Genomic DNA, 12,461 nt, shown 5'->3' on the forward strand with positions numbered 1-12,461 from the left:
CGCTGGCGCCGCAGCAGGCCCGTGCAGGTTCTGCGGTCTTCCCATGGCAGGCAGAATGCGCGTCTGCGCCGGCCACCCCTGCTGGTTTGCTGTTTGTGATCGATCGATATGAATACCACGACTCTCCATGCCGCTGCGGCCTCCTTCGAGGCGGCGCGGCAACTAGGCCAGTGCGCGCCCGCGCACCCGGCATCCCGCCTGCATGGGCATGGCTTCACGGCGCGCGTGCAGTGCGCCATTGCCCCGGACTGGGCCGATTTCCCGGGCGGCGAAGTCGACAAGCTCCAGCAACGGCTGGCCGCAGTCCTTGCGCCGCTGGACTATCGCTGTCTGAACGAGCATCTTGCCGAGCCCAGCGACGGCAACATTGCGCGCTGGCTGGCGCAGCAACTGGCCGATCCGGCATTGGGCGCGCTCGAAATCGGCGTGGACAGCACCGACCGGCAGGGCGCGCTGCGCGATGCGGCGGGCCGGATGCATGTCTGGCGCCGCTATGTTTTTCAGTCCGCGCACCGGCTGCCGAACGTGCCCGCGGGCCACAAGTGCGGGCGCATGCACGGCCATGGCTTCGAGGCCATCGTGCAAGCCGGTGAGGAGGACGGTGCCGTCGATTACGAGCGGCTCGATGCGCTGTGGGCGCCGCTGCAGCAGCAATTGCACTACGCCTGCCTCAACGAGATCGAGGGGCTGCAGAACCCGACCAGCGAGATGCTGTCGAGCTGGATCTGGCAGCGGCTGCAGCCTGCGCTGCCCTCGCTGTCGCAGGTCACGGTGTTCGAGACCGCGTCCTGCGGCGCGCGCTTCGACGGCACGCACTACCGCATCTGGAAGGACATGACGCTGGACAGCGCGCGCCGCCTGCGCCGCGCGCCCGAAGGCAGCGCGCACCGGCGCCTGCACGGCCACACCTATACGCTGCGCCTGCACCTGAGCGCGCCGCTGGACCAGGTCATGGGATGGACGGTGGACTTTGGCGATGTGAAGCAGCTCTTCAACCCGCTGTTCCAGGCGCTCGACCATCAGCCGCTGCACGAGATCGGCGGCCTCGAAGACTGCGACACCGCCAGTCTTGCGCAGTGGATCCTGGCCCAGGGCCGCGCCGGGCTGCCGCAGCTCGCGGGCGTGGATCTGTTCGAGACCCGCGGCTGTGGCGCGCGGGTTGCGGTGCAGGAGGGCTGGGCATGACCTACTCCGTCAAGGAAATCTTCTACACGCTGCAAGGCGAGGGCGGCCAGGCCGGGCGCGCGGCGGTGTTCTGCCGCTTTGCCGGCTGCAACCTGTGGACCGGCCGCGAGAAAGACCGCGCCAAGGCCATCTGCCAGTTCTGCGATACCGATTTCGTCGGCACCGATGGCGAAGGCGGCGGCAAGTTCGCGACGGCCCAGGCGCTGGCAGCCAAGGTGCGCTCGCTTTGGCCCGACACGCCGTCGGGCAAGCCGCTGGTGGTCTGCACCGGCGGCGAGCCGTTGATGCAGCTCGACCAGGCGCTGGTCGATGCGCTGCATGCCTGCGGCTTCGAGATTGCCGTCGAAACCAACGGCACCCAGCCCGCGCCGCGCGGCCTGGACTGGATCTGCGTGAGCCCCAAGGCCGGCGCGCCGCTGGTGCTGACCGAGGGCGCGGAGCTCAAACTGGTGTTCCCGCAGCCTGGCGCGATGCCCGAGCAGTTTGCGCATCTGGCATTCACGCACCATTTCCTGCAGCCCATGGACGGACCCGAGCAGCAGCGCAACATGCGGCTGGCGGTCGAGTACTGCATGGCGCATCCGCAGTGGCGGCTATCCATCCAGACCCACAAGGTCGTCGGCATCGCCTGACACGCCTTGTCGGGCCGTGGTCTTGCTTACCGCGGCAAGCAGAAACGGCTACGCTGAAGCCCAGGTTCCACTCTCCAGGAGGGCGGAGGCAGCCCCGGCAAGGCCCTGGGCTGCGTCTGCAAAGCCATGCTTCATGCCGATACGACCCCTGCCTTTGCGCCGCGCGCAATCGTGGACGGCCCGCTGCGCCAGGCGATTGCCCAGGCACAGTTCTTGAGCGAACCCGAAGCGCTGGCGCCGCTGCTGGCACAGGCGCGCGTGCCGCCGGCGATGGAGCAGGCCATCGAAGCCACCGCAGCGCGCCTGACACGCGGGCTGCGCGCGCGCAGCGGCGGCTTCCACAGCGGGCTGGTGCAGGGCATGCTGCAGCAGTTCTCGCTGTCTTCGGAGGAAGGGATCGCGCTGATGTGCCTGGCCGAAGCCCTGCTGCGCATTCCCGATGCCGAGACGCGCGATGCGTTGATCCGCGACAAGATCGGCGGCGGCCAGTGGCAGGCGCACCTGGGCAAGAGCCCGCTGCTGTTCGTCAATGCCGCCGCCTGGGGGCTGCTGCTCACGGGCAAGCTGGTGGAGCCGCCGGCGCAGGAAAACCTGGGCGCCGCGCTGCACCGGCTGGGCGCCCGGGGGGCCGAGCCGCTGGTGCGCGCTGCTGTGGATACGGCGGTGCGGCTCATGGCGCGGCAGTTCGTGGCCGGCGAAAGCATTGAGCAGGCGCTGGTCCGTGCGCGGGCGCGCGAAGCGCAGGGCTTTCGCCATTCCTACGACATGCTGGGCGAAGCCGCGCTGACCGAGGCGCAGGCGCAGCACTATCTCACCGCCTACTGCCACGCCATCGATGCCATCGGCCGCGTGGCCGCGGGGCGGGGCCCGCTGGACGGCCCGGGCTTGTCGATCAAGCTGTCGGCGCTGCATCCACGCTATGCGCGCGCGCAGCGCGAGCGCGTCATGGCCGAGCTCTACCCGCGGCTGCTGCGGCTGGCCGTCGCGGCGCGGCGCTACGACATTGCCATCCACGTCGATGCCGAGGAATGCGAGCGGCTGGAGCTGTCGCTGGACCTGCTCGAAAAGCTGTGCCATGCGCCCGAGCTGGCGGGCTGGAACGGCCTGGGTTTCGTGCTGCAGGCCTACCAGCGGCGCTGCGCGCGCGCCATCGACTTCGTGATCGATCTCGCGCGGCGCAGCCAGCACCGGCTGCTGCTGCGCCTGGTCAAGGGCGCGTACTGGGACAGCGAGATCAAGCGCGCGCAGGTGCTGGGCCTCGACGACTACCCGGTGTTCACGCGCAAGGAGCATACCGACGTGGCCTATATCGCCGGCGCGCGCCAGCTGCTGGCCGCGCCCGATGCGGTCTATCCGCAGTTCGCCACCCACAATGCGCACACGCTCGCCACCCTCTACCACCTGGCCGCGGCCGAGCATCCTGACTCACCCTATGAGTTCCAGTGCCTGCATGGCATGGGCGAGCCGCTGTACGAGCAGGTCGTGGGCAGCCGCGGCGGCCTGGGGTGCAGCTGCCGCATCTATGCGCCCGTGGGCAGCCACGCGCATCTGCTGGCCTATCTGGTGCGGCGTTTGCTGGAAAACGGCGCCAATTCCTCGTTCGTGAACCAGGCGGCAGACCCCTCGGTGGCATTGCAGTCGCTGGTGCAGTCGCCGCTGGCACGCGTCGAGGCCGCGGCGTGCGATGGCGTGGCCGGCACCCCGCATCCGCGCATCGCGCTGCCGCGCGAGATGTTTGCCGGGCAGCGCGCCAATTCGCGCGGGCTGGATCTGAGCGATGAAGCCACGCTGCAGGCCTTTGCGAACACGCTGGCGCTGGCCGGGCCGGCGCATGCGCGGCCGCTGCTGGCGCAGGCACCCGCCACCTCGTCGGGACCGGCGCGCGCCGTGTGCAATCCCGCGCAGCGCGATGACGTCGTGGGCAAGGTGCACGAGACCGATGCGGCGCATCTCGAGGCTGCGTTGGCCGAAGCCAGCGCCGGTTTCGCGGCCTGGTCGGCCACGCCCGCGGCCGAGCGCGCCCAGTGCCTGCTGCGCGCGGCCGATGCCTACGAGGCGCAGGCCCTGGCGTTGATGGCGTTGATGGTGCGAGAGGGCGGCAAGACCGCGGCCAATGCGTTGGCCGAAGTGCGCGAGGCGGTCGACTTCCTGCGCTACTACGCAAGCCAGGCGCAGCGCGATTTCGCCGAGGGCACGCATGTGCCGCTCGGGCCCGTGGCCTGCATCAGCCCCTGGAACTTCCCGCTGGCGATCTTCACCGGGCAGATCGCGGCGGCGCTGGCCGCGGGCAACACGGTGCTGGCCAAGCCCGCGCAGCAGACGCCGCTGGTTGCCGCGCGCGCCGTGGCGCTGCTGCTCGAAGCCGGTGTGCCGGCGCAGGCCCTGCAGCTGCTGCCCGGCGCGGGCGCGGCCGTGGGCGCGGCGCTGGTCGCCGATGCGCGCGTGATGGGCGTGGTGTTCACCGGCTCGACCGAAGTCGCGCGGCAGCTGGCGCAGACGCTGGCGCAGAGGCTGCGCCCCGATGGCCAGCCCGTGGTGCTGATCGCCGAAACCGGCGGACAGAATGCCATGCTGGTCGATTCGTCGGCGCTGCTGGAGCAGGTCGTGCCCGATGTGCTGGCGTCGGCGTTCGACAGCGCGGGCCAGCGCTGCTCGGCGCTGCGCATCCTGTGCGTGCAGCAGGACTGCGCCGATGCGCTGCTGCAGATGCTCGATGGCGCGATGCAGCAGCTGCAGATCGGCGACCCGCGCCAGCTGGCCACCGACGTCGGGCCGGTGATCGATGCCAAGGCCAGGGACGCCATCGAGCAGCACATCGCGGCGTTCCAGGCCAAGGGCTACGCCGTGCGCCGCTGCGCGCCGACGTCGCGGCGCAGGGCAGCTTCGTTGCGCCCACGGTGATCGAGATCGAGCGCATCGCCGATCTGGGCCGCGAAGTCTTCGGCCCGGTGCTGCATGTGCTGCGTTACCCGCGCGCGCGTTTCGACACTGTGCTGGCCCAGGTCAACGGCACCGGCTATGGCCTCACCCAGGGCCTGCACTCGCGGCTCGACGCGACCGCGGCCCAGGTCACGGCGGCCTGCCGTGCGGGCAATCTCTATATCAACCGCAACACCATTGGCGCCGTGGTCGGCGTGCAGCCGTTTGGCGGCGAAGGGCTGTCCGGCACCGGGCCCAAGGCGGGCGGGCCGCTGTACCTGCGCCGGCTGCTGGCACGGCACCCGCATGACGCGCGCGCCATCGTGCTGCGCGCCGCGTCCGCCGCCGAAACGGTGCCCGAGCCGGCGCACCGCCCGGCGCTCGCGGCATTGCAGCAATGGGCCGCGGCGCAGGAAGATGCCGCGATGCAGCAGCTGGCGCTGCGCTGCGCGCTCTACGCGCGCGCGTCGCCAGCCGGACTGGAAGTGCTGCTGCCCGGACCCACGGGAGAGCGCAATCAGTACCGCCTGGTGCCTCGTGCCGCCACGCTGTGCCTGGCCGGCACACCCGAAGGACTGCTGCTGCAACTGGCCGCCGTGCTGGCCGTGGGCGGCAAGGCGCTCTGGCCCTCCGAGCACCTGGCGCTGCATGGGCGCCTGCCGGCCGCGGTAACGCAGCAGCTGGTGCTGGTCGGCGCCTGGGCGCAGGCGCTGGCCGAGAACCGCTTGTCGCTCGATGCGGTGGTGCACGCGGGCCCGGCCGACGCGCTGCTGGCATTGCAGCGCCGGCTTGCGGCGCGCAGCGGTCCGTTGCTGGCATTGATTGCGCTGGAGCGCGAAGACGCGGTGGTGCCGCTCGAGCGCCTGCTCATCGAGCGTGCGGTCAGCACCAACACGGCCGCGGCGGGCGGCAACGCGTCGCTGTTGGCCCTGGATGCGCCTGGCATCTGAACGTTCAAGCCTGCCTGAATGCAATCCACGCGCTCCAGAACAGGCTGGAGAAAAAGCGTGCGGGCGCCGCGAAGCCGGCGTCGCGCAGCAGGGTTTCGACCTCGGTCTCGGACGCCGGCGGCACCGCGCCCGCGCGTATCTTGCCCAGCTTGGCTTGCACCTCGGCGTCGCCCGCGCCCGCCATGCGCCAGCGCTCGGCTCAGGCCGCCAGAAACAGCGGCTGGGACGCGTAGGCGCAGCGGTTGCAGGCGAGGATGAAGGGGGCGCCAGGCAGCAGCCGCTGGGCAACGGCCTGCAGGATCTCCAGCTTGGCTTGCGGCGAGGGGATGTGATGGAGCACGCCAATCAGCGTGGCGGCGTCGGAGAGAGGGCTTGGCGGCAGTGCCTGCAGCGTGCCCGCGAAAGGCTGCACGCGTTCGGCCAGCCCGGCGTGCGCGATGCGCTGCAATGCCGCTTCGAGCATGGCCTGCGCGGGATCGGCGGCGACGAACTGCCAGTCGGGCTGCAGGCCTGCGATGGCGATGATCTCCTGGCCCGTGCCGCCCGCGCCGCCGACCAGAACGCGCCGCGGACCCGCGCCCAGCTGCGCGGACAGCAGGCAGGCCGCGAGTTCATGGCAGGCGTCGTAGCCGGCCAGCGCGATGCGGCTTTGCGTGGCGTACTCCCGGGCACGCGAAGGGTCGAACTTGCGGATGGATTCTTCGTTGGTCATCGGCCGATGTTAGGCAGCGACTGCGCGCACAAAAAGCCGTCGTGTGCGATCGGTCCCATCGCCGTTGCCGAGTGCATGCGACGCTTCATCCAACAATAAGCGTTGGCTTGGCGGCATCCAGGGCGGCGCGGCGCCATAATGCCCAACCATGCAAGCCCTGCGCAACTCCCTGTCCCTGACCCGCCTGGTAATGGCGTGGTTTGCGCTGACGCTGGGCATTGCCGTGGCGTCGCCCATCGTGCAACCGCAGCATCTGGAGATGATCTGCGGAGCGGGCGGCAGCATGCAGATGGTCGTGCTCGATGACGAGGGCGAGCTGGTCGCGGGCGCGCACCATTCGCTGGACTGCCCGCTGTGCCTGTCCATCACCACGCCGCCGGTCTACTCGACCCCGCATCTCACGCAGCCCCAGCCGCTGGGACATGCGCTGCAGCCGGTGGCGGCGGCGCGCATTGCCGCGCTGGTCGGGGCGCCGCTGCCCCCGCGCGGTCCGCCCGCGCGCGTGTAAGTCCTGCGCTGCCGGCCCGCCGGCCGCGCCATCGCTGCCGGGTCGTCCTGCCCGGCCGATTCCACTTGCACGCAGATTGCCATGAACCGTCTTCTTTCCGCTGCGGCGCCGCGAGGTGCTGCCCGTTTTTCCTTGCCCGCCGTGCCCGGCCTTGCGGCCGCGCGCCCCTTGCCCTGGCTGGTGGCCCTTGCACTTGCCGCGCCTTTGCCGGGCCGGGCCCTGGCCGATGCGAGCCTGGACGCCGTGACCGTGCACTCGTCAGGCGAGAGCTCGCTGCGTCAAGCCGTGGACATCGGCAGCCGCCTCGATCTGAGCGTGCGCGACACCCCGGCCAGTGTCGAGGCGATCACGCGCGCGCAGCTCGAGGCGCGTGGCGACACCGCCGTCGTCGACGCGATCACGCGTTCGACGGGCATCACCAGCCTGGGCCATCCCGGCAACAGCGGCAGTTCGCTGTCGGTGCGCGGCTTCACCGACACCGCCTCGGTGATGCGCCTGTATGACGGCGCGCGCCAGTATGGCGGTGTGGGCGTGAGCTTCCCCTTCGATACCTGGTCGATAGAGCGCATCGAGGTGCTGCGCGGACCGGCCGCGGTGGTCTACGGTGATGGCGCCATTGGCGGCGTGGTCAATGTGATTCCCAAGAAGCCCACGCGCGGCGCGGTGCGCAATGAGGTCCAGGCAACGCTGGGCACGCAGGGCAAGCGCGCGCTGGCGTTTGGCAGCGGCGGCGCGATCGATGAACAGTGGTCGTACCGTGTCGATGCCAGCGGTGTTGCGTCGGACGGATGGGTCGAGCGCGGCGAATCCAGCGCCGGCACGCTGTCGGCCGCGCTGCGCTGGGACCCGAATCGGGATCTGAGCCTGCAGCTGTCGCATGCCGAGGGCCGGCAAAAACCGATGCGCTACTTCGGCACGCCGCTGATCAACGGCGCGCAGGACCCGGCGCTTCGCGAGCGCAATTACAACGTCGCGGACAGCCGCATCGAGTACCGCGACCGCTGGACCGAACTGGCCGCGCAATGGGCGCCGGGCAGCGGCGTCATCGTGCGCAGCAAGCTCTACCACATCCGCAGCGCGCGCCAGTGGCGCAACGCCGAGGCCTACGCGTTCAACGCCGCCAGCGGGTTGATCGACCGCTCCGACAACACCGAGATCGGCCATGACCAGACGCAGACCGGCAACACCACCGATGTCAGCATCGACGGCACTCTGTGGGGCCGGCCGAACCGCGTATCGCTGGGCTTCGACATCAACCGCGCGCAATTCCAGCACAGCAACAATACCTATGCCGGCAGTTCGGGCCCGGTGGACCGCTACCAGCCCGACCCGGGCTACTTCAGCAGTGCCGCGCCCTTCATTCCCCGCTACCGCAATGAAGCCGAGCAGTACGCGCTGTTTGCCGAGAACCGGCTTGAATTGAGCGCGCGCTGGTCGGTGGTGGGCGGCGTGCGTTTCGACCACACGCAGCTGTCGCGCCAGGACCTGCTGGCGGGCAGCCAGGCCTTCTCGCGCAGCTATGCCAACACCGGCTGGCGGCTGGGCACGGTGTTCCTGGTCAATCCGGATCTCGCGCTCTATGCGCAGGCCGCCGAAGCCGCCGACCCGGTCAGCGGGCTGCTGATGCTGTCGGCCGCGAACGCTGAGTTCGATGTATCGACGGGGCGGCAGTTCGAGATCGGCCTCAAGCAGGCGTTCTGGCAGGGCCGCGGCGACTGGACGCTGGCCGCGTACGCCATCACCAAGAACAATCTGCTCACGCGCGACCCGAACAACCCCGCGCTGCGCATCCAGGTCGGCGAGCGCTCGTCCAAGGGCATCGAAAGCACGCTGTCGCTGCAGGCCGGCAAGGCACTGCACATTGATGCCAATGTGGCGCTGCTCAGGGCGCGCTACGACGATTTCAGTGAAGCGGCGGGCGGGCGCAGCGTCTCGCGCAACGGCAATGTGCCCACCGACGTGCCCGAGCGCGTGGCCAATCTGTGGGCCGGGTGGAAGTTCCAGCCGGCCTGGACGCTGTCGGCTGGATTGCGCTATGTCGGCAAGCGCTATGCCGACAATGCGAACACGCTCAAGCTGCCGGCCTACACCACGGCCGATCTCGCGCTGCAATGGCAGGCCGATGCCGACACCACGCTTGCGCTGCGCGGCTTCAATGTCTTCGACAAGCACTATTTCTCGACGGCCTATTACACGACCACGCAATGGCTCGCGGGCGAGGGCCGGCGCGTCGAAGTCACACTGAACCACCGCTTCTGAGCGCGCGCTGCGGCCGTGCGCGGGAGCGGCGGCGCGCCTACATGCCCGCCGACGCGACGAACGCCTGCTCCACGGCGTCGAGATTGCGCATGCCGGCATCGGCGCCGCGCCGCACCATGCAGATCTGGCGCACCGGCGCGCCGCGTCCGAGGGGGATTTCGCGCACGCCGTAGGCATCGCGCAGCTGGTAGCGGATCCTGGGCAGCACCGACACGCCCAGGCCCGCGGCCACCATGGCGACGATGGCGTCGATACCCGGCACGTCGAGCAGCGGCTGGCGCTGCGGCAGCAGCTGGTTGACGTAGCGCGCGGCCATCTGGCCCGCGACCACCGAGCGGTGCAGGCGTATCCAGGGCGAGTTGCTCAGGATCTGCTTGGCGGTGCCGGGCGCCATGCCCGCGGGCACCACCAGCACGAACTGCTCGCGCAGCAGCGGTGTCCACAGCAGGCGGCTCGAGCCGCCCGACAGCGGCCGCACCACCAGGGCCGCGTCGACGCGGCCGGCCTTGAGGCTTTGCAGCAGGTCGGGCGTCGTGCCGCGGTCGATCTGCAGTGCAATGCCGGGCGCATTGCGCTGCAGTTGCGCAAAGGCTTGCGGCAGCAGGGTGGTCATGGCCGACTCGGTGATGCCCAGGCGCACATTGCCGGCCGGCGCGGTATCGCTGGCGTGGCGCATGGACTCCAGCTCGGCCAGGCTGCGCTCGACCACGGCCGCCAGTTCGATGGCAAACGCCGTGGGCCGCGCATTGCGCGCCGAGCGGTCGAACAGCGGCTGGCCGAAGTACTGTTCGAGCTGCTTCATCTGCAGGCTCACGGCGCTGGGCGTGAGATTCACCTGCTCGGCGGCCTGCGCAAAGCTGCCTTGCTGCACGACCGCCGACAGGGTGGCAAGCAGTTGCATTTTCATGAGTTTTTCTCGTGGATCGAACGACGAATGATCAAGCTACGACGCAGTATTGTCTCCTAGCATGGTGGCTTGTTCCATGCTTTTCGGCTGTTCCATGCAACCCACTTTCCGCCTCGAGGATTACTCCGCGCCCAGTTCCTCCGCGCCCGCCGGCGCGAGCGCCCCCCGGCCGCCGCGCCGGCTGCGACGCATGTTGTCGCTCGATGATTTCGAGCATGCGGCACGGGCCTTTCTGCCCAGGCCGATCTTTGCGTATGTATCCGGCGGCTGCGAGACCAACCGCTCGCTGCAGGGCAATCGCAGCGTGTTTGCCGACTACGCGTGGCAGACGCGCATTCTCACCAGTACCTCGGCACGCACGCTGGCCACCAAACTGCTGGGCCAGGACTGGGCCGCGCCCTTCGGTATCGCGCCCATGGGCATCAGCGCGCTGTCGGCCTACCGCGGCGACCTGGTGCAGGCGCAGGCCGCGGCCGCGGCCGGCATTCCGATGATCCTGAGCGGCACCTCGCTGATTCCCATGGAGGAGGTGGCGCGCGCCAATCCCAAAGCCTGGTTCCAGGCCTATGTGCCGGGAGAGCCCGAGCGCATCCTGCAGCTGCTCGACCGCGTCGAGCGCGCCGGCTTCGGCACGCTGGTGGTGACGGCCGACACGCCGGTATCGGGCAACCGCGAGAACAACATCCGCGCCGGTTTCTCCACGCCGCTGCGCCCCAGCCTGCGCCTGGCGTGGGATGGGCTGACGCACCCGCGCTGGCTCTGCGGCACGGCGCTGCGCACCTTGCTCCGGCATGGCATGCCGCACTTCGAGAATTCGCAGGCACAACGCGGCGCGCCCATCCTGTCGTCCACGGTCACGCGCGACTTTGGCGCGCGCGACCATCTGGACTGGGGGCATTTCGACCTGATCCGCGCACGCTGGAAGGGCCAGCTGGTGCTCAAGGGCATATTGCACCGCGACGACGCGCTCAGGGCGCGCGAGCACGGCGCCGACGGCATCATTCTCTCCAACCATGGCGGCCGCCAGCTCGATGGCGCGGTCTCGCCCATGCAGGTGCTGCCGGGTGTCGTCGAAGCGCTCGGACCCGACTACCCGGTGATGATCGACAGCGGCTTTCGCCGCGGCAACGATGTGCTGCAGGCGCTCGCGCTGGGCGCGAAGTTCGTGTTTGTCGGCCGGCCCTTCAACTACGCGGGCGCGGTGGCGGGCGAGGCCGGCGTGCGGCATGCGATCGGTATCCTGGGCGCGGAAATGCTGCGCAACATGGCGCTGCTGGGCGCCACCAGCCCGGCCAGCCTGCACCGCGACATGCTGGTGGCGAAAGTTTCTGGCGCCTGAAGCAACGCACGCCGGCATCCTCGGGATGCCGGCGTGCCGGGTGCGATGCGGGACGCGTCACTCGAGCCTGATGTTGGCCTCGCGGATCAGATTGCCCCATTTCGTGTGTTCGGCCTTGATGAACGCGGCGAACTGTTGGGGCGTGCCGGTCGTGGGAATGCTGCCTTCGAAGGCCAGCTTCTCCTGCACATCCTTGCGGCCCAGCATCGTGACGACTTCCTTGTTGACGCGCGCCACCACCTCGGCGGGCAGGCCGGCGGGGCCGACCAGCCCCAGCCAGGTGCTGGCATCGAAGCCCGGGAAACCCTGTTCGGCCACTGTCGGCACCTGGCCGATCACCGGCAGGCGCTGGGCCGAGCTCACGGCCAGCGCGCGCACGCGTCCGCCAGTCATCTGCGACATCACCGAGATGCTGTTGCCAAAATACAGCTGGACCTGGCCGCCGAGCAGCTCGTTCATGGCCGGCCCCGCGCCCTTGTAGGGCACCTGCAGTACTTCGATGCCCGCGCGGCGCGCCAGCATCTCGCCGGCCAGATGGCCCACGGTGCCGTTGCCCGCATGCGCGATGCTGAACTCGCCAGGCTTGGCCTTGGCGGCCTTGATGAAATCGGCCAGCGTCTTGAACGGCGAATCGGCGCGCACCACCAGCACCACGGGCTGCACCGCGATCTCGACGATGGGCGTGAAGTCCTTGAGCGGGTCGAAGGGCATCCTGGCGTAGAGCGCCGGGTTGATCGACAGGTTCGAGGCCTGGCCCATGCCGATGGTGTAGCCGTCGGCAGGCGCCTTGGCGACCGCGTCGAGGCCGATGTTGCCGGCCGCGCCCGGGCGGTTCTCGACCACGACGGTCCACTGGTTGAGCACGGTGAATTTCTCGGCCATCAGGCGCGAGGTGGCATCGGTGCCGCCGCCCGGCGGGAAAGGCACGATCAAGCGGATCGGCTTGGACGGCCAGTTGGGTTGGGCGCGCACGCCGGCGGCGGAAGCCGCCAGCGCCAGGGCGCCGGTCTGGAGGAAGTGGCGTCGTTGCATGGAATGTCTCCTTGTGTT

7 protein-coding genes and 2 pseudogenes are annotated in these 12,461 nt (G+C 69.8%); 6 read left to right on the forward strand and 3 right to left on the reverse strand.

Annotated features, from left to right (window positions below; genetic code table 11):
• Positions 1–108: 108 nt before the first annotated feature.
• The 3 genes and pseudogenes from HUK68_RS07960 to putA all read left to right on the forward strand — a co-directional run bounded on the left by HUK68_RS07960 (position 109) and on the right by putA (position 5,686).
• Positions 109–1,185 carry a 6-pyruvoyl trahydropterin synthase family protein gene (locus HUK68_RS07960; protein WP_175503704.1) on the forward strand — a complete coding sequence of 359 codons (1,077 nt, stop codon included), beginning with the start codon at positions 109–111 and terminating at the stop codon, positions 1,183–1,185.
• Positions 1,182–1,817 carry a 7-carboxy-7-deazaguanine synthase gene (gene queE / locus HUK68_RS07965; RefSeq protein WP_175503705.1) on the forward strand — a complete coding sequence of 212 codons (636 nt, stop codon included), beginning with the start codon at positions 1,182–1,184 and terminating at the stop codon, positions 1,815–1,817. Before HUK68_RS07960 ends, queE begins: the two co-directional genes overlap by 4 nt.
• A 126-nt stretch (positions 1,818–1,943) precedes the next feature.
• A pseudogene (putA, locus tag HUK68_RS07970) lies at positions 1,944–5,686 on the forward strand (trifunctional transcriptional regulator/proline dehydrogenase/L-glutamate gamma-semialdehyde dehydrogenase).
• Positions 5,687–5,690: 4 nt separating this feature from the next.
• Here the strand turns inward: putA and HUK68_RS07975 are convergent.
• Positions 5,691–6,398 (reverse strand): annotated as a pseudogene (locus tag HUK68_RS07975) (class I SAM-dependent methyltransferase).
• Between the two features lie 148 nt (positions 6,399–6,546).
• On the opposite strand from HUK68_RS07975, the gene HUK68_RS07980 reads away from it, so the two are divergent.
• Entirely contained in the window at positions 6,547–6,906 is a 360-nt protein-coding gene (locus tag HUK68_RS07980) for a DUF2946 family protein (RefSeq protein ID WP_175503706.1), read from the forward strand.
• Between the two features lie 81 nt (positions 6,907–6,987).
• A complete protein-coding gene (locus HUK68_RS07985) occupies positions 6,988–9,165 on the forward strand; it encodes a TonB-dependent receptor (RefSeq protein ID WP_175503707.1) in 2,178 nt (725 codons plus the stop codon).
• A 37-nt stretch (positions 9,166–9,202) separates the two neighbouring features.
• Here HUK68_RS07985 and HUK68_RS07990 read toward each other — a convergent pair whose 3' ends face one another.
• Positions 9,203–10,072, reverse strand: coding sequence for a LysR family transcriptional regulator (locus HUK68_RS07990; protein WP_175503708.1), 870 nt, complete (start codon positions 10,070–10,072; stop codon positions 9,203–9,205).
• A gap of 94 nt (positions 10,073–10,166) precedes the next feature.
• Here HUK68_RS07990 and HUK68_RS07995 point away from each other — a divergent pair, with 94 nt between their 5' ends.
• On the forward strand, positions 10,167–11,411 hold the full coding sequence (locus HUK68_RS07995; protein ID WP_175503709.1) for an alpha-hydroxy acid oxidase: 1,245 nt from the start codon (positions 10,167–10,169) through the stop codon (positions 11,409–11,411).
• 57 nt (positions 11,412–11,468) lie between these two features.
• Here the strand turns inward: HUK68_RS07995 and HUK68_RS08000 are convergent, their stop codons facing one another.
• On the reverse strand, positions 11,469–12,443 hold the full coding sequence (locus HUK68_RS08000) for a Bug family tripartite tricarboxylate transporter substrate binding protein (protein WP_175503710.1): 975 nt from the start codon (positions 12,441–12,443) through the stop codon (positions 11,469–11,471).
• Positions 12,444–12,461 lie beyond the last annotated feature (18 nt).

The sequence above is a fragment of the Comamonas antarctica genome, assembly GCF_013363755.1.
GTDB lineage: Bacteria > Pseudomonadota > Gammaproteobacteria > Burkholderiales > Burkholderiaceae_C > Comamonas > Comamonas antarctica.